21 protein-coding genes are annotated in these 24815 nt (G+C 61.4%); 4 read left to right on the top strand and 17 right to left on the bottom strand.

The window, feature by feature from the left end; genetic code table 11:
• Positions 1-70: 70 nt before the first annotated feature.
• Positions 71-2416, top strand: coding sequence for a heavy metal translocating P-type ATPase (locus ABDX87_RS15700; RefSeq protein WP_346828709.1), 2346 nt, complete (start codon positions 71-73; stop codon positions 2414-2416).
• Positions 2417-2784: 368 nt separating this feature from the next.
• Here the strand turns inward: ABDX87_RS15700 and hutG are convergent, their stop codons facing one another.
• The 9 genes from hutG to hutU form a co-directional block, all read right to left on the bottom strand.
• Positions 2785-3588, bottom strand: a complete 804-nt coding sequence (gene hutG, locus ABDX87_RS15705; RefSeq protein ID WP_346828711.1) for an N-formylglutamate deformylase — start codon at positions 3586-3588, stop codon at positions 2785-2787.
• Positions 3589-3601: 13 nt separating this feature from the next.
• Complete coding sequence (hutI, locus tag ABDX87_RS15710) at positions 3602-4807, bottom strand: imidazolonepropionase (protein WP_346828712.1); 1206 nt, start codon at positions 4805-4807, stop codon at positions 3602-3604.
• Positions 4808-4957: 150 nt separating this feature from the next.
• Positions 4958-6364: an amino acid permease gene (locus tag ABDX87_RS15715; protein WP_346828713.1), complete on the bottom strand. Its 1407-nt coding sequence runs from the start codon at positions 6362-6364 to the stop codon at positions 4958-4960.
• 204 nt (positions 6365-6568) lie between these two features.
• The gene (gene hutH / locus ABDX87_RS15720) at positions 6569-8119 is read right to left on the bottom strand and encodes a histidine ammonia-lyase (protein WP_431061152.1); all 1551 of its coding nucleotides are present in this window, start codon (positions 8117-8119) and stop codon (positions 6569-6571) included.
• The gene (gene hutH / locus ABDX87_RS15725; RefSeq protein ID WP_346828714.1) at positions 8116-9765 is read right to left on the bottom strand and encodes a histidine ammonia-lyase; all 1650 of its coding nucleotides are present in this window, start codon (positions 9763-9765) and stop codon (positions 8116-8118) included. The genes hutH (ABDX87_RS15720) and hutH (ABDX87_RS15725) overlap by 4 nt, the downstream gene beginning before the upstream one ends.
• A 14-nt stretch (positions 9766-9779) precedes the next feature.
• Positions 9780-10610, bottom strand: a complete 831-nt coding sequence (locus ABDX87_RS15730) for a quaternary amine ABC transporter ATP-binding protein (protein ID WP_346828715.1) — start codon at positions 10608-10610, stop codon at positions 9780-9782.
• Positions 10607-11458: an ABC transporter permease gene (locus ABDX87_RS15735; RefSeq protein ID WP_346828716.1), complete on the bottom strand. Its 852-nt coding sequence runs from the start codon at positions 11456-11458 to the stop codon at positions 10607-10609. The genes ABDX87_RS15730 and ABDX87_RS15735 overlap by 4 nt, the downstream gene beginning before the upstream one ends.
• Positions 11459-11792: 334 nt before the next feature.
• Positions 11793-13262: a purine-cytosine permease family protein gene (locus tag ABDX87_RS15745; RefSeq protein WP_346828717.1), complete on the bottom strand. Its 1470-nt coding sequence runs from the start codon at positions 13260-13262 to the stop codon at positions 11793-11795.
• Positions 13263-13460: 198 nt separating this feature from the next.
• Entirely contained in the window at positions 13461-15158 is a 1698-nt protein-coding gene (gene hutU, locus ABDX87_RS15750; RefSeq protein WP_346828718.1) for a urocanate hydratase, read from the bottom strand.
• Between the two features lie 425 nt (positions 15159-15583).
• On the opposite strand from hutU, the gene ABDX87_RS15755 reads away from it, so the two are divergent.
• Entirely contained in the window at positions 15584-16168 is a 585-nt protein-coding gene (locus ABDX87_RS15755; protein ID WP_346828719.1) for a sigma-70 family RNA polymerase sigma factor, read from the top strand.
• Entirely contained in the window at positions 16165-16806 is a 642-nt protein-coding gene (locus ABDX87_RS15760; protein WP_346828720.1) for a DUF1109 domain-containing protein, read from the top strand. Before ABDX87_RS15755 ends, ABDX87_RS15760 begins: the two co-directional genes overlap by 4 nt.
• A gap of 59 nt (positions 16807-16865) precedes the next feature.
• Here ABDX87_RS15760 and ABDX87_RS15765 read toward each other — a convergent pair whose 3' ends face one another.
• The 7 genes from ABDX87_RS15765 to hutC all read right to left on the bottom strand — a co-directional run bounded on the left by ABDX87_RS15765 (position 16866) and on the right by hutC (position 22490).
• Positions 16866-17606 (bottom strand): anti-sigma factor, encoded by a 741-nt coding sequence (locus tag ABDX87_RS15765; RefSeq protein ID WP_346828721.1) that lies wholly within the window; start codon positions 17604-17606, stop codon positions 16866-16868.
• A 191-nt stretch (positions 17607-17797) separates the two neighbouring features.
• Positions 17798-18535: an anti-sigma factor gene (locus ABDX87_RS15770; RefSeq protein ID WP_346828722.1), complete on the bottom strand. Its 738-nt coding sequence runs from the start codon at positions 18533-18535 to the stop codon at positions 17798-17800.
• The gene (locus tag ABDX87_RS15775) at positions 18532-19098 is read right to left on the bottom strand and encodes a sigma-70 family RNA polymerase sigma factor (RefSeq protein WP_346828723.1); all 567 of its coding nucleotides are present in this window, start codon (positions 19096-19098) and stop codon (positions 18532-18534) included. Before ABDX87_RS15775 ends, ABDX87_RS15770 begins: the two co-directional genes overlap by 4 nt.
• Before the next feature lie 101 nt (positions 19099-19199).
• Positions 19200-19730: a DUF3455 domain-containing protein gene (locus ABDX87_RS15780; RefSeq protein WP_346828724.1), complete on the bottom strand. Its 531-nt coding sequence runs from the start codon at positions 19728-19730 to the stop codon at positions 19200-19202.
• Positions 19731-19851: 121 nt separating this feature from the next.
• Positions 19852-21030 carry a Na+/H+ antiporter NhaA gene (nhaA, locus tag ABDX87_RS15785; protein ID WP_346828725.1) on the bottom strand — a complete coding sequence of 393 codons (1179 nt, stop codon included), beginning with the start codon at positions 21028-21030 and terminating at the stop codon, positions 19852-19854.
• A gap of 159 nt (positions 21031-21189) precedes the next feature.
• Complete coding sequence (locus ABDX87_RS15790) at positions 21190-21783, bottom strand: HutD/Ves family protein (protein ID WP_346828726.1); 594 nt, start codon at positions 21781-21783, stop codon at positions 21190-21192.
• Complete coding sequence (gene hutC / locus ABDX87_RS15795) at positions 21780-22490, bottom strand: histidine utilization repressor (protein ID WP_346833530.1); 711 nt, start codon at positions 22488-22490, stop codon at positions 21780-21782. Before hutC ends, ABDX87_RS15790 begins: the two co-directional genes overlap by 4 nt.
• 196 nt (positions 22491-22686) lie before the next feature.
• On the opposite strand from hutC, the gene ABDX87_RS15800 reads away from it, so the two are divergent.
• The gene (locus ABDX87_RS15800) at positions 22687-24051 is read left to right on the top strand and encodes a formimidoylglutamate deiminase (protein WP_346828727.1); all 1365 of its coding nucleotides are present in this window, start codon (positions 22687-22689) and stop codon (positions 24049-24051) included.
• A gap of 218 nt (positions 24052-24269) precedes the next feature.
• Here the strand turns inward: ABDX87_RS15800 and ABDX87_RS15805 are convergent, their stop codons facing one another.
• Entirely contained in the window at positions 24270-24815 is a 546-nt protein-coding gene (locus ABDX87_RS15805; RefSeq protein WP_346833531.1) for a lipocalin family protein, read from the bottom strand.

Below are 24815 nucleotides of genomic sequence, written 5' to 3' on the forward strand. Positions count from 1 at the left end.
AATTGTGTCTTGACCCTATAGTGGCTACAGGGTGTTCACTTGGCAACACGCACCTTTAGAGACTCAACCCATGAGTGACTCTGTACACAAACATTCGCCTCAGCGCCCGGTTAATCACGCGCATTCAGATCCTGACCATGCTGGCCACGATCACTCGGCCCATGGGCATGACGATCACGCAGGTCATGACCACGCAGCTCACGATCATTCGGCTCCGGCAAAATTCACCCCCGTGGGCAAGCACGAGCACCAGGCTCATTCCTGCTGCTCCCACGACAGCGCTCCGGCCGTCGTGACGGTTGGCAGCGGCTCCACGGATAGCGCGCAGCTGAGCAGTTTCCGCATCGAAGCCATGGACTGCCCGACCGAGCAGACGTTGATCCAGAACAAGCTGGGCAAGATGCCCGGCATTCAGAAGCTGGAATTCAACCTGATCAACCGCGTGCTCGGCGTCTGGCATGAGTTGCCGTCGACCGACCCCATCCGCGAGGCCATCGGCTCGTTGGGCATGCAGGCTGATGTGATCGAGCAGGGCGCCGACAGTGAAACCGTGTCGCTGCCAGCGCCGAAAAAGCCTTGGTGGCCGTTGGCGTTGTCGGGTGTCATGGCCGTGGCGGCCGAGGTCATTCACTTCACCGATGCCGCCCCGAACTGGGTGGTGGCAATCGTTGCTCTGGTCGCCATCCTCAGCGGCGGCTTGACCACCTACAAAAAAGGCTGGATTGCGCTCAAGAACTTCAACCTGAACATCAATGCGCTGATGAGCATTGCCGTCACCGGTGCCGTGCTGATCGGGCAATGGCCGGAAGCGGCGATGGTGATGTTCCTGTTCACCGTGGCGGAATTGATTGAGGCCAAATCCCTTGATCGCGCCCGTAACGCCATTGGCGGTCTGATGCAGCTGACGCCTGAAACCGCGACCGTGCAACAGGACGGACAGTGGGTTGAAGTCGAGGTCAAACAGATTGCGCTCGGCAGCGTTGTGCGGGTCAAGCCGGGTGAGCGCATCGGTCTGGACGGTGAGGTGGTGTCAGGTCAGTCGACGATCGACCAGGCGCCGATCACTGGGGAAAGCCTGCCGGTGGAAAAAGCCGTGGGCGACAAGGTGTTCGCGGGCACCATCAACCAGGCCGGCTCCCTGGAGTACAAAGTGACGGCGGCGGCGAACAACTCGACGCTGGCGCGGATCATTCATGCGGTCGAAGCCGCTCAAGGCGCGCGTGCGCCGACACAGCGTTTCGTCGACAGCTTTTCGAAAATCTACACACCTGCCGTGTTCTTGCTGGCCTTGGCCGTGGCCGTCATTCCGCCGCTGTTCATGGGCGCGGCCTGGTTTGACTGGATCTATCGGGCGCTGGTGTTGCTGGTGGTGGCGTGTCCGTGTGCGCTGGTGATTTCTACACCGGTGAGCATTGTCAGCGGCCTGGCCGCTGCGGCACGCAAAGGGATTCTGGTGAAGGGCGGCGTCTACCTCGAAATGGGCCACAAGCTCGATTACCTGGCGCTGGACAAGACCGGGACCATTACCCATGGCAAGCCGGTTCAGACCGATTACGTGTTGCTCGATGAGTCGTTCGGCGAAAAGGCCGTTGCGATCTCGGCAAGCCTGGCGGGGCGCTCCGATCACCCGGTTTCTCAGGCCATCGCAACGTCGGCCCGGTTGGACGTGCATCTGCAGGTTGAAGCGTTCGAAGCGCTCAGCGGACGCGGCATGAAAGGTGAAGTCGAAGGGCGGTTGTACCACTTGGGCAACCACCGTCTGGTGCATGAGTCAGGGCTGTGTTCGCCTGAGCTTGAGGCGCGTCTCGAAGCGCTGGAAAGCCAGGGCAAAACGGTGGTGTTGCTGTTTGACGAGACAGGTCCGCTGGCGCTCTTTGCGGTTGCCGACACCGTCAAGGACAGCAGCCGCGAAGCTATCGCGCAACTGCATGCGCTGGGCGTGAAAACCGTGATGCTCACGGGCGATAACCCGCACACCGCCAAAGCGATCGCGGCGCAGGTCGGCATCGATCAGGCGCACGGCAACCTGCTGCCGACCGACAAGCTGCAAGCCATCGAGGATCTTTACGCGAAGAATCACCGTGTCGGCATGGTCGGAGACGGGATCAACGATGCACCGGCGCTGGCGCGTGCGGAGATCGGTTTTGCCATGGCGGCGGCCGGGACTGACACGGCGATCGAAACCGCTGATGTCGCCTTGATGGACGATGATTTACGCAAGATTCCGGCGTTCATCCGCCTGTCGCGAGACACCTCGGCGGTGCTCAAGCAGAACATCGCGCTGGCGCTGGTGATTAAAGTGATCTTCCTGGCCGTGACCTTTGCGGGCGTGGCGACCATGTGGATGGCGGTGTTTGCGGATATGGGCGTGAGCCTGCTGGTGGTGTTCAACGGGTTGCGGTTGTTGAGGAAGTAAGCGATCCCGCCTATGGGGATACGCCGCACTGTACGCCGGCTTGCTGGCAAATGTGGTGGGTCAGCACCCTCCACAATGACTGACACACCGCCTTCGCTGCCCTCGTAAACTCGGACGTCTCCCACAGGATCCGGGTTGACGCACGAACGTGTGTTCGGACCTCAGACCTGTGGGAGCGAGCTCGCTCGCGAATGCATTTGACCGGTCACCGCTGCAGTGACTGACACACCGCCTTCGCTGCCCTCGTAAACTCGGACGTCTCCCACAGGATCCGCGTTGACGCACGAACGTGTGTTCGGAGCTCCCACAGAGTGGACTGCTCTAAAAACTTGATCGTGCCCACGCTCCGCGTGGGCACGATCATCCCGTCACTTCCCGTATTTCTCGCGTCCCCAGGCGATCATGTTTTCCAGCAACGCCTTCAGTACCGCGCGAGTTGGCTCTGCCAGGTCCGCGCGGTAGTGGAAGGGTACGAACTCCTCCATGTACGTGCTCTGCGTCAGTTCCAGTTGCACGGCGTGGATGTGTTCGGCCGGGTTGCCGTAATGACGGGTGATGTGGCCGCCCTTGAAGCGCCCGTTCAGCACATGGCTGTAGAGCTTGGCGGCGGCGCAGGTGGCTTCCAGGCGATGAGCCAGCGACTCGTCGCAACTGGCGCCGTTGAAGGTGCCGAGGTTGAAGTCTGGCAGGCGGCCTTCGAACAGGTGCGGGATGTGCCCGCGAATCGAATGGGCATCAAACAGCAGGGCATAGCCGAATTCGTCGCGCAGGCGCTCCAGCTCGTTACGCAGCGTGTCGTGGTACGGCGTCCAGATCTGCTCCAGATAGGTCGCGCGTTCTTCCTTGCTCGGCGTTTTGCCTTCCTTGAATAACGGATCGCCCTCGAACAGCGTCGACGGGTACAGCCCGGTGGTGGCGCCGGCGTACAGCGGCGTGTCGTCGGACGGGCGATTGAGGTCGATCACGAAGCGCGAATATTCGGCGCTCAACACGCTGGCGCCCAGGTCATGCGCGAAGTCGTAGAGGCGCGGGATATGCCAGTCGGTGTCCGGCAAGCTCACGGCCTCGTCGACCAGGCCTTCACGCACGGTCGGCGTCAGGTTCAGGCCAGGGTGCGGCATGCTGATCAACAGCGGTACACGACCGCGAGTGAAACTCAGAACCTTATCCACAGTAGTCTCCCGATTAAAAAGTGCTCTCGACGCCGTGACGCACGACGCGTTTCTCAATGTCTCCACCGAGCCAGTACGCCAGATCGGCCGGCCGCTCGATGTTCCAGGCAACAAAGTCCGCGACCTTGCCGGCTTCCAGCGAGCCATGGGTGTCGGCCATGCCCAATGCCTGGGCGGCGTGGATCGTGGCGCCGGCCAGTGCTTCCTCGGGCGTCATGCGGAACAGCGTGCAGGCCATGTTCAGCATCAGTCGCAGTGACAGGCCCGGCGAGGTGCCGGGGTTGAGGTCGGTGGCGATGGCGATTTTCACGCCGTGCTTGCGCAAGGCGTCCATCGGCGGCAGCTGTGTTTCCCGCAGGAAATAAAAGGCGCCCGGCAACAGCACGGCCACTGTGTCAGAGGCCGCCATGGCGATGGCGTCTTCTTCGGTCATGAACTCCAGGTGATCAGCGGACAGCGCTTGATAACGCGCCGCCAGACTCGACCCGTGCATCGATGACAATTGCTCGGCGTGCAGTTTCACGGGCAGGCCGAGTTGCCCTGCTGTGATGAACACTTGCTCGACCTGCTCGGTCGAGAACGCCAGGTATTCGCAGAAGGCATCGACCGCATCCACCAGATTTTCCGCTGCCAGTGCGGGCAGCATGTCGCTGCAAATGTGGGCGATGTAATCGTCGGCGCGATCCTTGTACTCCGGCGGCAGGGCGTGAGCGGCAAGGCAGGTGTTGCGCACCGTGACGGGCAGTTGCTCGCCGAGTTGGCGCGCGACACGGAGCATCTTGCGCTCGCTGGCGAGGTCCAGACCGTAGCCGGATTTGATTTCCACGGTGGTCACGCCGTCCTTGAGCAGTTGCTGCAAACGGCGCTTGGCGCTGGCGAACAGATCTTCTTCACTGGCGGCTCGGGTGGCCCGCACAGTGCTGGCGATGCCGCCGCCCGCCGCCGCGATTTCTGCGTAGCTGACGCCCTGCAGACGCTGCTCGAATTCACCGCTGCGATTGCCGCCGAACACGGTGTGGGTGTGGCAGTCGATCAGGCCGGGTGTGACCCAGGCGCCATTCAAATCCACGGTTTTGATGTCGCCCTGATCCGGCACCTCAGCGCGCGGGCCGATCCAGACGATGTGCGCGCCTTCGGTCACGATGGCGGCATCCTCAATGATCGAATAGGCGCCGTTCGCCATGCTTGCGACGTGACAGTTTTGCCAGAGCGTTTTCATCAATACCTCCCAGGGTCTTAAATGGTGTTTTGCGCGCCATGCGCAGAACCCTGTGGGAGCGAATTCATTCGCGAGAGGCCTGTACATTCGATAGATACCTATTGGATGTAATACCGCATCGCGAATGAATTCGCTCCCACAGGCTGTGTGTCAGTCAGCGAATCGGCGTTTCGCCTCGGGGTTGCTTCTGTCTTGGCCCGGCTTCACCCACACCGAATAAGCAATCACCAGCAGCACGATCCACACGGCGCCGACCACGAGGGCGGCCTGGGTGTCGGGGAAATACCCAAGTACGCCGAACACGAACACCATGAACGCTGTTGCCACGATGGGCGCCACCGGCCAGAACGGCACCGGGAACTTGAGCTGCGCGACTTCATCGGCGCTCATTGAACGGCGCATTGCGATCTGTGTGACCAGAATCATCAGCCACACCCAGACCGTGGCGAAGGTCGCGATGGACGCAATCAGCAGGAACACGTTTTCCGGAATCAGGTAGTTCAACACCACGCCGCAGAGCAGGGCGGCGCCCATCACCAGCACGGTCATCCACGGCACGCCGTTGGCCGACAATTGCGCAAAACCTGCGGGGGCCTGGCCCTGTTTCGCCAGGCCGTACATCATGCGTCCGGCGCCGAAGATGTCGCTATTGATCGCCGACACGGCGGCGGAGATCACCACGATGTTGAGGATGATCGCGGCGGAGGAAATCCCCAGATGGTCGAAAATCTGGACGAACGGGCTGCCTTGATCGCCGATCTGGTGCCACGGATACAGTGACATCAACACGAACAACGTCAGCACGTAAAACAGCAGAATACGCAGCGGCACAGCATTGATAGCGCGCGGAATCACGCGCTCCGGATTGCGCGCTTCACCGGCGGCGACGCCAATGATTTCGATGCCGCCGAAGGCAAACATGACCACCGCCAGCGACGCCACGAGGCCGCCGATGCCATTGGGCATGAAGCCGCCCTGGGTCCACAGATTGCTCACATGGCTGACAGATTCGCCAGACGCCGAACCGATGCCGAACAGCATGATGCCGAAGCCGGCCAGGATCATCGCGATGATGGCGCCGACCTTGAGCAGCGAAAGCCAGAATTCGAGTTCGCCAAAGACTTTGACGCTGCACAGGTTGAGCGCGCCGATCAGGAACACGATGCCCAGCACCCAGATCCAGCGTGGGGCGTCGGGAAACCAAAAGCCCATGTAAATGCCGAAGGCCGTGACGTCGGCCAGGCAAACGATGATCATCTCGAAGGCGTAGGTCCAGCCCAGGACGAAGCCTGCCAGAGGACCCAGATACGTCGTGGCGTACTGGCCAAAAGAGCCAGACACCGGATTGCGAACGGCCATTTCGCCGAGTGCGCGCATGACCATGTACACCATGGCGCCCGCGATGAGGTAGACCAGCAGCACCGCCGGTCCCGCCAGTTTGATGGCGGAGGCCGAGCCATAGAACAGCCCGGTGCCGATCGCCGAACCCAGCGCCATGAAGCGAATGTGACGAGCACTGAGCCCGCGTTTCAGATCTGTTGCGTTTTGCGGTTTCATTTCACACTTTCCTAGTCTTTCTTTGCTGTGAAACGAAGGTGAGACACAGGTCCATGTAGGAGCGCGCTTGCCCGCGATTGCGGTGTGTCAGCCAATGCATTCATGTCTGATCCACCGCCATCGCGGGCAAGCGCGCTCCTACAAAGGAACAGCGTCATGCCTTCACCCTCATTCCATCGACAGGCCCTCCTGGCCTGTCACCGATCAAAAACTCGGTAGCAGATCAGCAGAAACCAGCTCGCTCAGGCAGTTCGAAGCCAGCAGTTCAGTAGCAGCTTCGATGTCTGGCGCGAAGAAGCGGTCTTTTTCGTAGAACGGCACTTTGCCGCGCAGGGTGGTGCGGGCCGTTTCCAGTTTTTGAGAGGTCTTCAGGCCGTTACGCAGGTCCAGGCCCTGACACGCAGCCAGCCATTCTACAGCCAGCACGCCTCGGGTGTTCTCTGCCATTTCCCAAAGGCGCTTGCCGGCAGCCGGGGCCATCGACACATGGTCTTCCTGGTTGGCCGACGTCGGCAGGCTGTCGACGCTGTGCGGATGCGCCAGTGCCTTGTTTTCGCTGGCCAGGGCCGCTGCCGTCACCTGCGCGATCATGAAGCCGGAGTTCACGCCGCCGTTGGCCACCAGGAACGGCGGCAATTGCGACATGTGCTTGTCCATCATCAGCGAGATGCGGCGTTCGCTCAGCGAGCCGATTTCAGCGATGGCCAGCGCGATGTTGTCTGCGGCCATGGCGACAGGCTCGGCGTGGAAGTTACCGCCCGAGATCACTTCGCCTTCGGCCGCGAACACCAACGGGTTGTCCGACACGGCGTTGGATTCGATCGCCAGCACTTCCGCCGCCTGACGCAGCTGAGTCAGGCAGGCGCCCATGACCTGCGGTTGGCAACGCAGAGAGTACGGGTCCTGAACCTTGTCGCAGTCGCGATGGGACTCGGAGACTTCGCTGCCGTCACCCAGCAGGTCACGGTAAGCGGCAGCGGCGTCGATCTGACCGCGCTGACCACGGGCGGCATGAATGCGCGGGTCGAACGGTGCACGCGAGCCGAGCACGGCTTCGACGGTGAGGGCACCGCAGCTCAAGGCGCCCGCGAACAGGTCTTCACCTTCGAACAGGCCACGCAGCGCGTAGGCGGTCGAGACTTGCGTACCGTTGAGCAGCGCCAGACCTTCCTTGGCCGCCAGTGTCAGCGGCGTGAGACCGGCGACGGCCAGTGCTTCCACCGCATTCAGCCATTGGCCTTTGTAACGCGCCTTGCCTTCGCCCAGCAGCACCAGCGACATGTGCGCCAGTGGCGCCAGGTCGCCGGACGCACCGACCGAACCCTTGAGCGGGATGTGCGGGTACACCTCGGCGTTGATCAGAGCGATCAGTGCGTCGATGACCTGACGGCGGATGCCGGAGAAACCACGGCTCAGGCTGTTGACCTTGAGCACCATGATCAAGCGGACCAGATCGTCGCTGAGGGGCGCACCGACGCCCGCTGCGTGCGACAGCACCAGGGAGCGCTGAAGATTTTCCAGGTCGGCGCTGGCGATGCGGGTCGAGGCCAGCAGGCCGAAGCCGGTGTTGATGCCGTAGGCCGTGCGGTTCTCGGCCAGGATCTGCTCGACGCACGCTACGCTGTTGTCGATCTGTTGATCGGCGCTGGCGTCCAGCGTGAGGGTCACAGGGTGCTGATAGATCGCGCGCAGTTGCGCCAGGGTCAACTGGCCGGGGATCAGGTTCAGCGGGGTCGCCTGTTGGGTATTGGTCACGATGCTGCTACTCCTTCGTTGATGTCGGTCGTGAGCCTTGAACTGGCTCCTGCCTGTTCTGCGCTTGTGGCGCCTGGGCTGCGACTGTGGCGGGTGTTGTTGTCGTTGTGGGTCTGCGCGTAATCGCGGCAGACCTGAAATACGGTTTCCAAAGACTCTTCGTTCTTGAGCAGCGTCACGCTGCTGGCGATGTCCGGCGCCAGCCAGCGGTCTTCGTCGTAGGCCGGCACGCGCTCGCGCAAAAGACGCCAGGCCACTTCGGTGCCGACGCCGAAGCGCGGGCCTTTGAAGAACTCGAACGCCTGAGCCGCCAGCAGGTACTCGATGGCGAGGATCTGTGTGACGTTTTCCAGCACCTTATGCAGTTTCAAGGCGGCGCTGGTGCCCATGCTCAGGTGATCTTCCTGTAGGCCGGAGGTGACGTAGTTGTCGATGACCGCCGGTTGCGCCATCTGGCGGTTTTCTGCGCACAGCGAGGCCGCGACGTACTGCACGATCATCATCCCGGAGTTGACGCCCGGCTGGCTCACCAGAAACGCCGGCAGTCCGCTGACGGTCGGGTTGATCAGGCGATCCAGACGTCGTTCGGCAATCGAGCCCAGTTCGGCCATGGCGATGGCCAGCAGGTCGGCGGCCATCGCGACGGACTGACCGTGCGGGTTCGCCTGAGATACCACGCGGTAAGCGTCCGGGGTGCCCAGCAACAATGGGTTGTCGGTGGCCGAATTGAGCTCGGTTTCGATCTGCCGCGTGGCGTGCGTGAGCTGATCGCGGGTCGCGCCGTGGACCTGCGGGATTGAGCGGATGCTCAAGGCGTCCTGCGTGCGAATGCCCTTGCTGTTGGCGAGCACTTCGCTGCCCGCCAGCAGACCGCGCAGGTTTTTGCCGACTTGCTGCATGCCGGGATGCGGTTTGAGCGCGATGATTTCCTCATCGAAAGCGTCGAGCTGACCGCGCAGGCCCTCGAAGGTCATGGCGCTGATCACGTCCGCCCACTGCATCAGGCGGTTCACGTCGGCGATGGCCAGGCAACTGAGGCCGGTCATGCACGGCGTGCCGTTGACCAGGCACAGACCGTCCTTGGCCCCCAGCTCAACGGGTGACAGGCCTTCCTCGCTCAAGGCTTGCAGCGCGGAGATCACCTGGCCGCGATAACTCACCTGGCCGACGCCCAGCAGCGCGATGCCGATGTGCGCCATGTGCGTGAGGTAACCCACCGAACCCTGAGACGGCACTTGCGGGGTGATGCCATGGTTGAGCAGCGCAATCAACGCTTCGACCACCTGACGGTGAATCCCTGATTTGCCCTGGCCGTAGTTGATGATCGCGGCGCAGATGATCGCGCGGGTCTGCTCATCGGGCAGCGCTGTACCCACGCCGCAGGCATGGCTGAGCAGCGTGTTGCGTGAGAGACGACTCAGTTGCTCGCCCTCCAGCGACACGTTGCACAACGCGCCGAGACCGGTGTTGACGCCGTACGCGCGCTCACCGCTGGAGACAATGCGCTGCACGATGGCCTGCGCATTGTCGATGCGCCCCCAGGCGTTTTCCGACAGGGTCAACGTGGCGCCGTGACGTGCCACGGCGGTGACATCCTGCCAGGTGACCAGGCGATCGCCGATGATGATCTGTTCTGCTCGCGACATGACTGCAACCGTCCTTAAAGGGTCGCCACGCGCCGCTGGACGAAACGATCAACGTAGTCGTCTGCAGGCGAGTAGAGGATTTCTTTTGGGGTTCCGACCTGAATCAGCCGGCCGTCCTTGAGGATGGCGATGCGGTTGCCGATGCGCACGGCTTCGTCGAGGTCGTGGGTGATGAACACAATGGTTTTCTTCAATGTCGATTGCAGTTCCAGCAACTGGTCCTGCATTTCGGCACGAATCAAGGGATCGAGGGCGCTGAAGGCTTCGTCCATGAGAATGATGTCGGTGTCGGCGGCCAGTGCACGGGCCAGACCCACCCGCTGGCGCATGCCGCCGGACAGTTGATGCGGGTACTTCTTTTCATAGCCCTTCAGGCCCACGGTGGTGATCCAGTGTTGGGCGCGCTCGGCACACTGCGCCTTGCTCTCTCCGCGTATCGTCAGGCCGTAGGCGACGTTATCCATCACGGTTTTGTGCGGCAGCAGGCCGAAGCTCTGGAACACCATGCTGATCTTGTGGCGACGGAAGTTGCGCAGCGCTTCCATGTCGTAGGTCAGGATGTTCTCGCCGTCCACCAGAATCTCGCCGCTGGTGGGGTCGATCAGACGATTGATGTGGCGCACCAGCGTGGATTTGCCGGAACCGGACAGGCCCATGATCACGAAGATCTCGCCACTGGCGATGGACAGCGACAGGTCGTTCACGCCGACCACACAACCGGTCTTGGCCAACACCTCATCCTTGCTCTGGTTCTGCCGGACCATCCCCAGCGCTTCTTTGGCGCGGTTGCCGAAGATCTTGTAGACGTTCTTGACGACGATCTTGTTGGGTTCTGCGCTCATCATTTGCTCGCCTCATGCCGTGGACGGCCGTAGGCCTGCGTGATCCGGTCTATCACGACCGCCAGAATGACAATGGCCAGACCCGCCTCCAGCCCACGACCGACGTTGAGGGTCTGAATCCCTATCAACACGTCTTCGCCCAGACCGCGTGCGCCGATCATCGAAGCGATCACCACCATCGACAGGGCCATCATGGTGGTCTGGTTGATGCCGGCCATGATGCTCGGCAGAGCCAGCGGCAGCTGCACGCCGAACAGTTGCTGCCAGCGATTGGCGCCAAACGCGTTAATCGCTTCCATGACCTCGCCGTCAACCTGACGAATCCCCAGATCGGTCAGACGGATCAGCGGCGGTGCGGCGTAAATCACGGTGGCGAAGATCGCCGGAACCTTGCCCAGACCGAACAGCATCAGCACCGGAATCAGGTACACGAAGCTGGGCATGGTCTGCATGATGTCGAGCAGCGGCATCAGCACCGAGCGCAAGCGGTTGCTGCGAGCCGAAAGAATGCCCAACGGCACGCCGATGAGCACCGAAATGAACGTGGCGACCAGCATCAGCGCCAGCGTCTGCATCAGCTTGTCCCACAGCCCGACCGCGCCGACCAGGAACAGCAGGCCGATGATGATGACGGTGGTGGTTATTTTGCGTGTCGCGTGCCACGCAATGAGGCCGACGATCGCCAGCAACACCCACCACGGCGCCACGCGAAGCAGACCTTCGAGTTTGACGATGGCCCACAGCAACGTGTCGGAGATGTGCCGGAACACATCGCCGTAGTGGGTGACCAGCTTGTCGACCCAGTCGTTGACCCAGTCGGCAATGGAGAACGTGAAGCTTTCGGGGAACATAAGCGTGTCTCTAGTCTGTTAGGTGGTGCGGGCCCGTTGTCGGGAGCAGCGCTGTTCGTGTAGGAGCGCGCTTGCCCGCGATTGCGGTGTGTCAGGCGATAAATTCATGTTTGACACACCGTCTTCGCGGGCAAGCGCGCTCCTGCAGTAGTTAGCCCTCAGCCTTGCAACGACGCATCGACCTTCTTTCCAGCGTCTTCGCTGACCCTCGGGCACCCGACATCAGGATGTTCCTTGAGGAAGATCTTGGCCAGTTCTGGTGACCCGACGGCAGCGTGGACAGCTGGGTTTCCGATCATTTGTCGCGTTTCTAACAGATGTTCAGGACAGTGGATCAGTTCACCGCCGCGTGGGCCGGTGCTACGTTGTGGCTCGCCTCGGGCATGTCCTGCTCGGTCGGCAGAATCAAGCGGTCAGCGATCTTGCCGGGCCATTTCTTCGCAGCGACGTAATACAGCGCAGCAGGTACGACCAGGCCGATGATCCACGAGATGTCGGTATCGTCCAGGCTGGCCACCAGCGGACCGGTGTAGAAATGGGTCGAGATGAACGGCATTTGAATCAACACGCCGATCACGTAGATGCCAATGCCGATCCAGTTCCAGCGGCCGTAACGGCCATCCGGGTTGGAGAGCGCCGGGATGTCGTAACGTTCTTTGGTGATGCAGTAGAAGTCGACGAGGTTGATCGCGCTCCACGGCGTAAAGAACGCCAGCAGGAACAGGATGAACGCCGAGAAATCCTTGAGGAATGAGTCCTTGCCCAATAACGCCAGCGCGGTGGCGATGCCGACCATCGCAAAGATGTAGGTCAGGCGCAGTGCGCTGGAGATGTGGCGGTTGCCACGGAAGCCGCTGACGATGGTGGCGATCGACATGAAGCTGCCGTAGGCGTTGAGCGTGGTGATGGTCACCTTGCCGAAGGCGATGCTGAAATACAGCGCTGCCGCGACCGCGCCTGTGCCGCCCAGGCCGACGATGTACGAGACCTCATGGTGGGCGAAGTTCTTGCCGGCCAGCGCCGCTGCGAACACACCGAACACCATGGACGCCTGGGCACCGATCACGGCACCCAGGCCAACCGCCCAGAACGTTTTGCTCGCCGAGGTGCTGCGCGGCAGGTAGCGCGAATAGTCAGCGACGTACGGGCCGAACGCGATCTGCCAGGAGGCCGAGAGGGAAATCGCCAACAGGAAGCTGCTCAGCGAAAAGTGTTTGTTGCCCAGCAGCGCGCCGACGTCGTTACCGGCCAGCAGGGCGCCGAACAGGTAGATGAACGCGATCACGCCGATGATGCTGGCGACCCGGCCGATCATGTGGATGACCCGGTAGCCGAAGATGGTCAGGACGACGATGGCGGCGGCGAAGATGACGATGCCTTGCCAGTCGGGAACCTGAATCAGTTGAGCGACGGCTTGCCCGGCCAGCAACGAGCCGCTGGCGGAAAAACCGATGTACATGAGGCACACCAGCACCAACGGAATCACGACCCCGTAGACACCAAATTGCACTCGACTGGAAATCATTTGTGGCAAGCCCAGTTTCGGGCCTTGCGCCGCGTGCAGCGCCATGACGCCACCGCCCAGCAACTGACCGATGAACAGCCCGATCAGCGACCAGAACACATCGCCGCCCAACACCACGGCCAGGGCCCCGGTGACAATCGCAGTGATCTGCAGGTTGGCGCCCAGCCACAGGGTGAATTGACTGAACAGACGGCCATGTCGTTCCGCGTCAGGAATGTAGTCGATCGAACGCTTTTCGATCACGGAAGAGGGTGCAGCACGATCATCTGGAACAGCCATCTCAAACATCCTCAAAAGTCTGGGCAGGACATCAAGTAAAACTGTGCGAACCACGGAGGACTCATTGCTGAACCCAGCTCAAGTGGGAGCGAATTCATTCGCGATTGGCCGGTACATCCGATAAATCTCTGTCGGTTGTGCCGTCGCATCGCGAATGAATTCGCTCCCACAGGTGGTGCGTACACCCGTGGGATTCGATCAGTTATTGATCATCGGCAGGTTCAGGCCCTGCTCTTTGGCGCAGTCGATCGCGATCTGGTAGCCCGCGTCGGCGTGACGCATGACACCGGTCGCCGGGTCGTTGTGCAGCACGCGGGCGATGCGTTCGGCCGCTTCGTCGGTGCCGTCACAGACGATGACCATGCCCGAGTGCTGCGAGAAGCCCATGCCGACGCCGCCGCCGTGGTGCAGCGACACCCATGTCGCGCCGCTCGCGGTATTGAGCAGGGCGTTGAGTAGTGGCCAGTCGGACACGGCGTCGGAGCCATCCTGCATGGATTCGGTTTCGCGGTTCGGGCTGGCGACCGAGCCGGAGTCCAGGTGGTCACGACCGATCACGACCGGTGCCGACAGCTCACCGCGACGCACCATTTCGTTGAACGCCAGGCCCAGCTTGGCGCGCTGGCCCAGACCGACCCAGCAAATACGGGCCGGCAGACCCTGGAAGCTGATGCGCTCGCGCGCCATGTCCAGCCAGTTGTGCAGGTGCGCGTCGTCCGGGATCAGTTCCTTGACCTTCGCGTCGGTCTTGTAGATGTCTTCCGGATTGCCCGACAGCGCAGCCCAGCGGAACGGACCGATGCCACGGCAGAACAATGGTCGGATGTAAGCAGGGACGAAGCCGGGGAAGTCGAATGCGTTACTCACGCCTTCTTCTTTGGCCATCTGACGGATGTTGTTGCCGTAGTCGAAGGTCGGGATGCCTTGTTTCTGGAACGCCAGCATCGCTTCAACGTGTTTGGCCATCGACTGCTTGGCGGCTTTGACCACAGCGGCCGGTTCGGTCGCGGCGCGGTCGCGGTACTGCTCCCAGGTCCAGCCGGCTGGCAGGTAACCGTTGAGCGGGTCGTGGGCGCTGGTCTGGTCGGTGACCATGTCCGGGCGCACGCCACGCTTGACCAGTTCGGGAAGGATTTCAGCCGCATTGCCCAGCAGTGCGACGGAGATCGCCTTGCCTTCGGCGGTGTACTTGGCAATACGGGCCAGCGCGTCGTCGAGGTCGTTGGCTTGTTCATCGACGTAACGGCTTTTCAGGCGGAAATCGATGCGGCTCTGCTGGCATTCGATGTTCAGCGAGCACGCGCCGGCCAGGGTTGCGGCCAGAGGCTGTGCGCCACCCATGCCGCCCAGACCTGCGGTCAATACCCACTTGCCTTTCAGGCTGCCGTTGTAATGCTGGCGACCTGCCTCGACGAAGGTTTCATAGGTGCCCTGAACGATGCCTTGGCTGCCGATGTAGATCCAGCTGCCGGCGGTCATCTGGCCATACATGGCCAGGCCCTTGGCGTCCAGCTCGTTGAAGTGTTCCCAGCTTGCCCAGTGCGGGACCAGGTTGGAGTTGGCGATCAGCACGCGGGGAGCATTGCTGTGGGTCTTGAACACGCCGACCGGCTTGCCGGATTGCACCAGCAGGGTTTCGTCGTCGTTCAGGTGGGTCAGGCTTTCAACGATTTTGTCGTAGCACTCCCAGTTACGCGCTGCACGACCGATACCGCCGTAGACCACCAGTTCGTTCGGGTTCTCGGCGACTTCCGGATCGAGGTTGTTCATCAACATCCGCAGCGGCGCTTCGGTCAGCCAGCTCTTGGCGGTCAGTTGGGTACCACGGGCGGCACGGATTTCCACGTCGCGGCGTTTGGTCCATTGCTGAGCTGGGGTTTTGTTGTCAGTAGTCACGTCACAATCCTCGATGATCAATCCGGCCCAGGCACTGGGCTGACGGTGCCTGTGTCGAACAGGCGGAATATGGGTTTAGCAGATCGGGTGCCGCTGTCGGTGTCTCGAAGCGGGGCACTGCCGGTACTCTTGCATACTCATATTTACTTGTACATACAAGCATATGCAACCAAAGGGCCAACTCGTCGATTGCTTGAGTTAAAACACTGGAAAGGCGCGTCTGCTCTGGGCTGAGCTAGATTGATGGGCAGGCAAGGTTGTATGCCGCAGCGTTACTCGCGGGGCAGGATTGTTACTTTTGGGGGCGTGCGCCCTACGACGGTGCAATCGGTAACAGAAAGTTGAATTGTTTCTCGCGACCATTCGGCATCTACTGCGCCAGCTTTCATAAAAATATTTCACCGCAGGTGTAACCAAGGCGAGCGATGGACCGAACTACTGATCACGCTACGCACAATGCGGCTTTGCAGAACCGGGAAATGCACCTGAAATCGCTGTTCGTGGCGAGTCAGGACGGGGATGGGCGTGCGTATCGAACATTCCTCTCGGAGTTGAGTACCCATTTGCGCGGGTATTTGAGAGGGCGGCTGCAGCGCCAGCCAGGTGAAATCGAGGATCTGCTTCAAGAGGTATTACTGGCGATCCATAACGGTCGCCACACGTATCGCTCGGATCAGCCCCTGACGGCCTGGGTATTCGCCATTGCCCGCTATAAACTCACCGACTTTTTCCGCGCCCGTTCACGGGGCGATGTGTTCAACGATTCGCTGGACGACACGGCCGAGCTGTTCGCCGAACCCGAGCTTGAGCCGGCTCAGGCCAGTCGCGATCTGAGCAAGTTGCTGAACGAGCTGCCTGACCGTCAGCGTTTGCCGATCATGCACGTGAAGCTGGAAGGCCTGTCGGTCACCGAAACAGCGAAGATGACGGGGCTCTCCGAGTCGGCCGTCAAGATTGGCGTGCATCGCGGCCTCAAGGCGCTGGCGGCGCGCATACGAGGTACACGATGAAAACAGATGACCTGATTTCGATGCTCGCTGGCGGTATTGCGCCTGTGGATCGCGGGCTGCTCGCCAAGCGCTTCAGCCTGGCCGTGGTCATGGCTGCGCTAGGTTCGCTGCTGATGACGCTCGCCGTTTTTGGTGCCCGACCGGATTTGGCGATCATCACCCGAACCCCGCTGTTCTGGGCAAAGGTCGCGTTGCCGCTGTGCCTGGCCATCGGTTCGCTGTGGATGGTCACGCGTCTGGCCAGGCCGGGCATGAGCGCAGGCTCGGGCCGCTGGGTGGTCAGTGCCGGAGTTCTGGTGGTCTGGCTGGCGGGCCTTTATGCCTTGTTTCAAGCTGAGCCGGACACGCGAGTGGCCATGATCTTCGGCAAAACCTGGCGGACCTGTGCGTTCAACATCACGCTTCTGGCGATCCCCGGTTTTATCTCGATCTTCTGGGCCTTGCGCGGCATGGCGCCGACCCGGCTCCGCCTGGCGGGCGCGTGCGGTGGGCTGCTTGCCGGTTCGCTGGCGACTATCGCCTATTGCCTTCATTGCCCGGAGATGGAAATTCCGTTCTGGGGCGTGTGGTATCTGCTGGGGTTGTTGCTGTCCACTGCGATCGGCGCGCTGCTGGGGCCACGAGTGCTGAAGTGGTAGTCACACCGGTGTCCAACCTGTGAGCGCCCATTCAACGGTTGTTGGCCCAAAGGGTCGTCTTAGCCCGCCTTGACCGCCCGCCCCGCAAACTGAATCGGCCCGCTCGGCTTGTTGGTCGGCGAGCCTCCGGCCTTTTCCAGCGACAGTTCGAACAGTTGATTGGGTTGCAGCGGCGGCAACCGGTCGGTCGGCACTTTCAGTGTTTGACCGGGTGCGACGAGCCCCAAAGAAATCGGGCCTTCCCAGTCATCGGCCTGGGTCCAAAACTGCAAGACCTTGCCCGGAGGCGGCACGTCAGAGGTGTCCAAAGGCACCAGATTGATCCCGCGCAGATTGGTGGCCTGAACCACCCAACCGGGATGATTGCTGTCTGGCGTGGAAAGCACCGATAGATACGCCGATGCGGGGGGCGTCGGAACTTGCCCGAGCAGTTGCGTGGTCAATATCACCGAAGCCGCCAGACCGAGGCAGGCCAGCATGCGCCAGAGGCCTGCGTTGTCCCAGGTTCTGGTGCGGCGTTTCTTGCGCGGGGATTTCCCCGCCTTCTGGGCAAACGGCAGCCCACCCAGATTACGCTCGATACGCTGCCACAGGCGGGGAGCGGGCGTGGGCGGTTCGGCCATTTCGGTCAGCGTCAGCAGTCGCGAGCGCCAGCCGTCTATGGCCTTGCGCAACGCCTCGTCGTGCAGCAGGCGTTGCTGCACCTCAGCCCGTTGCTGCGCGCTCAGGGTCCCCAGTACGTACTCACCGGCGAGGGTCTGTACGTCCATCTCAGGAATCTTGTCTTGTTTTTCACTCATCCAAGCCACTCCCGCAGCGCAGCAGGCCCGCGCTCAATGCAGGCGTTCACCGTGCCCGACGGCGCACCAAAGACGCGTGCGATTGCTGATGAGAATAACCGCCGGCGCATTCCTGAAACACACTGTTACGACGCACGGGAGCGATTTTTCAACATCCGTGCGCAGATGCCTGCGGCTTCATGCGTCAGCCTTCAGATCACCTTGACCGCACGCCCGATGAACTGAATCGGCCCTGTGGGCTTGTTGACCGGCGAGCCCGTGGATCTTTCGAGGGTCAGCTCGAACAACTGGTTGGGCTGCAGGGGTGGCAGTGAGTCCAGCGGCACACTCAGCACCTGGCCAGGTTTGACCAGCCCTAGAGAAACGGGGCCCTGCCAGTCGTCGGCCTTGGTCCAGAACTGCAGCGCCTTGTCTTCGGGTATGGACGTTTCGCCCAGCGGGATCAACTGAATATCACGGCTGTTGTTGGCCTGAATCACCCAGCCGGGCGCCTTGTCCTGAGGAGCAACGAGCACCACCAGATAAGACGGCAGCGGCTTGGCGGGCTGCTGGGTCACCAGCACCGCCGCCAGCGCGACCGACGCGGCGATACCGAATCCGGCCACGCTGCGCCACAGATTGAGGCTGTCCCACCACCGCGTGCCTCGGTCGCGTTTTGCCGTTGCTTGCGCCCCAGGTGCGGGTGACAGCACGTCGAGGGAGTGCTCGATCCGGTTCCAGAGCGAGGCGCGCGGCGCAATGGGCTCCGCCAGATCGGTGAGTGCCAGCAAGCGGATTTCCCAATCATCCACCGCCCTGCGCAAGTCGGCCTCCTGTTCAAGGCGCCTCTGAACCTCTGCGCGTTGCTCAGCATCCAGTGTGCCCAGCACATACTCACCGGCCAGAGCGTGGAGATCGTCATCAGACGGGGTGCCAGATCGTTCGTTCATCCGATGCACTCCCGCAACGAGGCCAGACTGCGCTTGATCCAGGCTTTCACCGTGCCCAACGGTGCCCCCAGTTTCTGCGCGATCTGCTGATGAGAGTAGCCGTCGACGTAGGCATGAAAAATACAGTTGCGGCGCACCGGCTCCAATTGTTCAAGGCAGGTATAGACCCGCCCCGGGTTCACTCGCCAATCGAATGCGTCGCCCATCTCCTGCCAACCTTCAAGCGTTGTCTGAGCGTGACTGTCGCTATCGCTGTCGTCGTCCATCGACACTTCACGGGCGCTGTTACGCACACTGTTGAGCGCCAGGTGCCGCGCCACGGTAAACATCCAGCCTCGAGCGCTGCCACGCGTGGCGTCGAAGCCCGCAGCGCCGCTCCAGATCTTGATGAAAGCGTCGTGCACGATGTCTTCCGCGCGTGCACGATCGTTCACGATACGTTGCACCACCCCGAGCAAACGAGGGCTTTCCTGTTCGTAAAGCCGTTGCAGCGCCGACCGCTCACCGCGGGCGCAGTCATGCAACGCTGCTTCGTAATCAAAGGGTGTCTGAGGTGCGGGCAAATTAATCAGCCATGAAAAAATACGCCGTCCACGAACCGGATTCGGGGCTCCTGCGCAGGAGCATAGCCCAGTTCCTGCGCAGGATAGTGAATCGCCAGCGATCAGTTACTGGCCCAGAAAATGTAGTCAGCCTGGTACTTCACCACTTCCTTGGCGCCTTTGTTGGCTTGCGTGCAACCGCTGGAAGGCGCAACGCCCCCTTTGAGCGCGACGCGCTGGATGTAGGTGACGCCGGTCATGGCGCCTTTGCCTTCTGCAGGATTGGCTTTGACCAACTGGTAGGGCAGGTTGCCCGCGCTGGAAGGGGCGACGGCCAATTGGGTGCCAGTCACTTTCGAGCCGTCTTTGGCTTCCCAGGTCGCTGGCGGACCGAAGTAGGTGCCGACTTGCTTGCCGCTGCGGTCATTGAGGACCGCTTTGGGGCCGACGAATACCCATTCCGTTTCCGTGGCGCTGTTGGCTTTGGCTTTGCACTCGTAGGTGATTTCACCAACGCCGGTCGTTTGCATGCTGACTTTATGGCCGTCAGGGACTTTGATGCTGTCGGGCAGGTCGGCTTGGGCAAATACAGAGGTGACACAGGCCAAGGTGAGAGTGCTGGTGGCCAGTCGCAGGCAGGTTTTAGCATTCATCGCAATTTCTCCTGGAGGGTATTCCGTTCGGCAGCACGAGCTGCTGTCTGTACTACCCGCCAGAAGATCGATTGGATGCAGTCGTTAAAAATTATTTTCCGTCAGATGAATCTTTGGGCACTCAGGGCCGACACAACCGGCTGCGCAGCAACAGCACGCCCACCACCGCCGACAGAATGGAACCCATCAGCACGCCCACTTTCACCTCATCGATCAAATGCGCTGCGCCAGGGAAGGCCAGGTTGCCGATGAACAGGCTCATGGTGAAGCCGATGCCACACAGCAATGCCACGCCGTACATCTGCGTCCAGTTACTGCCTTCAGGCAGCGTGGCCAGCCCCGAGCGAATTGCCAGCGCTGCTGCGACGAACACACCGATCTGCTTGCCGACGAACAGGCCCAGCGCGACGCCAAGCGGAACCGGGTCGACCAGATTGCCTAACGTGATGCCAGACAACGAAACGCCAGCGTTGGCGAATCCGAACACCGGCACAACGGCGAACGCGACCCAGTAGTGCATCTTTTCTTCGAGAAACAGCAGCGGCGACCGCGCTTCTTCCTGACGTGTCCCCAGCGGAATGCAGAGTGCCAGTGCGACCCCCGCCAGCGTGGCGTGTACGCCTGACTGTAAAACGAAGAACCACAGCAGCAGACCCAGCAGCAGATACGGCAGCAGACGCTGCACGCCCATGCGGTTCATGACGATCAGGACTGCCAGCGTGGCGAAAGAGGCGCCGAGCATCGGCAGGTTCAGGCCGGTGCTGTAGAACAGCGCGATGATGGTGACGGCGCCGAGATCGTCAAGAATCGCCAGTGCAGCCAGAAAGACTTTCAGTGACGCGGGAACACGCTTGCCCAGCAGCGACAACACGCCCAGGGCGAAGGCAATGTCAGTGGCCGCTGGAATGGCCCAGCCGCTCAGCGTTTCGGCGTTTCCCCAGTTGGTACCGACGTAGATCAGTGCGGGTATCAGCATGCCGCCTGCCGCCGCGAAGCCGGGCAGGGCGCGCTGACCCCAACTGGCCAAGCCGCCGGCCAGCACTTCACGTTTGATTTCCAGCCCGACCATCAGAAAGAAGATCGCCATCAAGCCATCGTTGATCCACAGCTCGATCGACAGCCCGCCCCATACGCTGTGCAGCGCGGCGAAGTACAAGGAGGCCATGGGGGAGTTTGCAACGATGATCGCAGCCAGCGCAGCGCCCATCAGTACGATGCCGCCAGCGGATTCCGACGCGAGGAAACTGGCGAGAATGGCGAGGGCTCGCGGGCTTTCTTTCTGGTTGTTGAGCGTCGTCATCGGCGTCCCTGGGCAGGTGAAAAAGAACGCAAATTAACACAGGTGGCAGGGTTTCTTTCTGTAGGAGCGCGCTTGCCCGCGATTCAGGCAACGCGGATGTTCAGGTGCACCGCGTCATTGTTCATCGCGGGACAAGCCACGCTCCTACAAGGGTTTTGCTTAGATTGCGGTCAGTTCGATCACGCAGCAGCGGCTTGCGCGGGGCGCGTAGAGCACGACTTCCAGCAACGAGCCCTCAGCGTTATCCAGTTGCAGGCAGTCATGGCGTTCGAGCAGCTGCGGCGGGTGTTCGCCGACGTTGGCCGCCATCTGTTCGGCGGCGCTGAACACCAGAAAGACGTTAGCCGAACTGAAGAAGCGTTGAGGCTGCAGCACGTCGATCCATTGCAGCCGCGCGCGATAGCGGGTGGGCGAGTAGATCAGGTTGAAATCGCGAATCGGTCCGTCCAACAGGGTGCAGGACACTTGGCTGTCGCCGCTGAAGGCAAACGGATCGGACACCAGCAAAGCCTCACTGTCCTTGCCGTCGATCTTCAGCGTCATGCCGGCGCCTTGCAGCACCGTGATGATGCGCAAGTAACTGGCAAACACCGAAAAGCCACCGGATTCACCGATGTCGGCAATCGACAGTCGCCAGCCGAAACCGTCCAGCCCTTCACCTGAGTCTCGGGTGATTTCCTCGGTGCTGCCGCCGCCGTTTTTCCAGGGCATGCGCGGGTAATCGACGGCGCGCAGAACAGTCAGTCGGGTCATTTGCTGAAGCGTCCTTCCAGGCGATGGCGAGAGCCGGGGTGAATCAGGCGCGCGGCGGTCACCGGCTGACGACCCGACCATGTGCGACGACGCACCAGCAGGCACGGTTCGCCTTTCTCGATTTGCAGCAGCTTGCATTCATCAGGCTCGGCCAGAATGGCCTCGACCACGTGCTCGCCTTCTGTCAGCGGAGCGACCTGATTCAGGTACGCATATGGCGTCTGTTTGGTGAAGTCCTGCTGCAGGTAATCCGGCGCGACCAGCGCATTGACGAAACGGTCTTCGATCTGCACGGGAATGTCATTTTCGAAATGCACGATCAACGAATGAAACACGCGCTGACCTTCACGCATGTCCAGCGCCAGCGCGCGCTCGGAGCCCGCCGCTTCTTCGCAGAGAATGATCACCTGGCAGGTGTGCGTGTGGCCGCGCGCCGCGATTTCATCGGCGATGTTGTGGACTTCGAACAGCGCAGACTGGGTCTTGGGTTCGGCGACGAACGTCCCGACGCCTTGCATGCGCACCAGCATGCCCTCGGCGGTCATCTCGCGCAGGGCGCGGTTGATGGTCATGCGGCTGAAGCCCAATTGAGTCACCAGCTCGCTTTCGGACGGCACACGATGATGCGGCGGCCAGGTTCCGTTCTGAATCTGCTGGGTGATCATTTGCTTCACCCTGGCGTACAGCGGCGCCGGACTGTCACCCATCTGGGCGGCCAGCGGAGAGTTGGCAGGCGGAGTCGGCACAGAAAAATCCTTGTTATGGCGTAAAAGTCGGAGGCAAATGGCGTCGTATGGCGCTCACGCTAACCATTTACGCGTTCAACGACAAGCTTGCCGCAGTTTACCGGGCAGACAAACGTCTGTATATGTATAGACAATTTCACGCGAGGGGTGCGAAGCCATGTCCGTTTTCTTTGCCGAACGAGCGTTATTGCCTGCTGGCTGGGCCAATAACGTGCGTTTTGAGGTCAGCGCCGATGGCCTGTTGACCAACGTCCAGGCCGATGCCGAGCGTCATGGCGCTGAACTGATCAACGGTCCTGTGGTGCCGGGCATGCCGAACCTGCACTCACACGCGTTTCAACGCGCGATGGCGGGTCTGGCGGAAGTGGCGGGCAATCCGAACGACAGCTTCTGGACCTGGCGTGACCTGATGTATCGCCTTGTCGGGCAGATCAGCCCGGAGCAACTGGGCGTCATCGCGCGTCAGTTGTACATCGAGATGCTCAAGGGCGGTTTCACCTCGGTGGCGGAGTTTCATTACGTTCACCAGGACACCAGCGGCCAGCCGTACACGAACCCGGCGGAGTTGGCGTTGCAGGTCAGTCAGGCCGCCGCCTCCGTCGGCATTGGCATGACGCTCCTGCCCGTGCTGTACACGCACTCAGGGTTTGGCGGGCTGGCACCGAACGAAGGCCAGCGCCGCTTCATCAACAGCACCGACGGCTACCTCGATCTGCAATCATGCCTGAAACCCCTTATCGATGCGCAACCGGCGCAGGCGCTGGGCCTGTGCTTCCACTCGCTGCGTGCGGTCACGCCGCAACAGATCGGCGACGTGATGGCCGCCAGCAACACGCAGTGCCCGGTCCATATCCATATTGCCGAACAGCAGAAAGAAGTCGATGACTGCCTGGCCTGGAGCGGGCGTCGTCCGTTGCAATGGCTGTACGACAATGTGGACGTCGATGAGCGCTGGTGCCTGGTGCATGCGACCCATGCCGAAGCCGATGAAGTCGCCTCGATGGCTAAAAGTGGCGCGGTTGCCGGTCTGTGTCTGACGACTGAAGCCAACCTGGGCGACGGTATTTTTCCGGCCGTCGATTACATCGCTCAGGGCGGACGCTGGGGCATTGGATCGGACAGCCATGTTTCGCTGAGCGTCGTCGAGGAGCTGCGCTGGCTGGAGTATGGCCAGCGTTTACGCGATCAACGCCGCAACCGGCTGTATCGACCGGATCAGCCGATGGTGGGTCGCACGCTGTACGACGCTGCGCTGGTGGGCGGGGCTCAGGCGATGGGGCAGCCGACGGGTGCGCTGGAAGTGGGTAAGCGCGCGGACTGGTTGGTACTTGATGGCAACGATCCGTATCTGGCGACTGCGTCGGGTGATGCGATCCTCAACCGCTGGCTGTTCGCTGGCAGCGATCGGCAGATACGTGACGTGATGGTCAACGGTCGCTGGGTGATCCGCGAAGGTCGGCATGCCGATGAAGCCGAGAGCAGCCGAGCGTTTGCGCAGGTATTGCGGGAATTGTTGGGCTGAAGCTCGGCTAATCCACTCCATCCACAGGTTGAAATGAAATCCTTGTAGCCGGCATTACTGGCGAATGCGGTGGGTCATCTGACATTTTTGCCACTGACCCACCGCGTTCGCTGCCCTCGTAACCTCGGACGTCTCCCACAGGTAATGCGTCGTTCCCATGGCTTGCGGCCGACATCGAACCTGTGGGAGCCGGCCCGCAAAAAAACCACTGACCGGCGCTATTCGGCCACCTTGGCGATCTTCGAATCTTCAACCCGCCAGATCAACCGGGTGGTGTCATAGCCCTGTTGTTGAGCCTTCATCAGCAGCTCATTGCGGGTTTTGTCATCGACATGCGCCGTGCGTGACAGCAGCCACAGGTACTTGCGATTCGGGTTGCCAACGATCGCGAGCTTGTAATCTTCGCTGACGTCGAGCACCCAGTAGTTGCCTTTCGCGACGCCGGGCAGCAGCCGTGAGAACCAGTTATCGAACACAACCCACAGCTTGTCGGTCTTGCCTTCGACCTGCGGCGACGCGGTGCCCGTGGCTTCCTCCCACTGGCCGTCCATCGTCCGACAGCGGTTGGTCACGGCAATGTTGCCGTCAGGTTTGAGCGCGTAATGCGCCTCGGATTGCGCGCAGTTGCGCTGAAAAAACATCGGCAGGCGCGCCAGTTCGTACCACGTGCCCTGATAACGCTTTAGGTCTACATGGCCTTCAGTTCTTGGCGCCATCGACTCTCCTGGCGTCGACGCGCACGCTGTCAGCCACAACGTTGCCAT

It is taken from the genome of Pseudomonas abietaniphila, assembly GCF_039697315.1.
Lineage (GTDB): Bacteria > Pseudomonadota > Gammaproteobacteria > Pseudomonadales > Pseudomonadaceae > Aquipseudomonas > Aquipseudomonas abietaniphila_B.

What these genes read in the sequence shown, in the direction of transcription:
- ABDX87_RS15735 (WP_346828716.1), bottom strand. Translation starts at nt 11,458, where the DNA reads ATGTTCCCCGAAAGCTTCACGTTCTCCATTGCCGACTGGGTCAACGAC.
- ABDX87_RS15770 (WP_346828722.1), bottom strand. Translation starts at nt 18,535, where the DNA reads ATGAACGAACGATCTGGCACCCCGTCTGATGACGATCTCCACGCTCTG.
- ABDX87_RS15730 (WP_346828715.1), bottom strand. Translation starts at nt 10,610, where the DNA reads ATGATGAGCGCAGAACCCAACAAGATCGTCGTCAAGAACGTCTACAAG.
- ABDX87_RS15780 (WP_346828724.1), bottom strand. Translation starts at nt 19,730, where the DNA reads ATGAATGCTAAAACCTGCCTGCGACTGGCCACCAGCACTCTCACCTTG.
- hutH (WP_346828714.1), bottom strand. Translation starts at nt 9,765, where the DNA reads ATGTCGCGAGCAGAACAGATCATCATCGGCGATCGCCTGGTCACCTGG.
- nhaA (WP_346828725.1), bottom strand. Translation starts at nt 21,030, where the DNA reads ATGACGACGCTCAACAACCAGAAAGAAAGCCCGCGAGCCCTCGCCATT.
- ABDX87_RS15805 (WP_346833531.1), bottom strand. Translation starts at nt 24,815, where the DNA reads ATGGCAACGTTGTGGCTGACAGCGTGCGCGTCGACGCCAGGAGAGTCG.
- ABDX87_RS15755 (WP_346828719.1), top strand. Translation starts at nt 15,584, where the DNA reads ATGGACCGAACTACTGATCACGCTACGCACAATGCGGCTTTGCAGAAC.
- hutI (WP_346828712.1), bottom strand. Translation starts at nt 4,807, where the DNA reads ATGAAAACGCTCTGGCAAAACTGTCACGTCGCAAGCATGGCGAACGGC.
- ABDX87_RS15760 (WP_346828720.1), top strand. Translation starts at nt 16,165, where the DNA reads ATGAAAACAGATGACCTGATTTCGATGCTCGCTGGCGGTATTGCGCCT.
- ABDX87_RS15800 (WP_346828727.1), top strand. Translation starts at nt 22,687, where the DNA reads ATGTCCGTTTTCTTTGCCGAACGAGCGTTATTGCCTGCTGGCTGGGCC.
- ABDX87_RS15715 (WP_346828713.1), bottom strand. Translation starts at nt 6,364, where the DNA reads ATGAAACCGCAAAACGCAACAGATCTGAAACGCGGGCTCAGTGCTCGT.
- ABDX87_RS15790 (WP_346828726.1), bottom strand. Translation starts at nt 21,783, where the DNA reads ATGACCCGACTGACTGTTCTGCGCGCCGTCGATTACCCGCGCATGCCC.
- ABDX87_RS15745 (WP_346828717.1), bottom strand. Translation starts at nt 13,262, where the DNA reads ATGGCTGTTCCAGATGATCGTGCTGCACCCTCTTCCGTGATCGAAAAG.
- hutC (WP_346833530.1), bottom strand. Translation starts at nt 22,490, where the DNA reads ATGGGTGACAGTCCGGCGCCGCTGTACGCCAGGGTGAAGCAAATGATC.
- ABDX87_RS15765 (WP_346828721.1), bottom strand. Translation starts at nt 17,606, where the DNA reads ATGAGTGAAAAACAAGACAAGATTCCTGAGATGGACGTACAGACCCTC.
- ABDX87_RS15700 (WP_346828709.1), top strand. Translation starts at nt 71, where the DNA reads ATGAGTGACTCTGTACACAAACATTCGCCTCAGCGCCCGGTTAATCAC.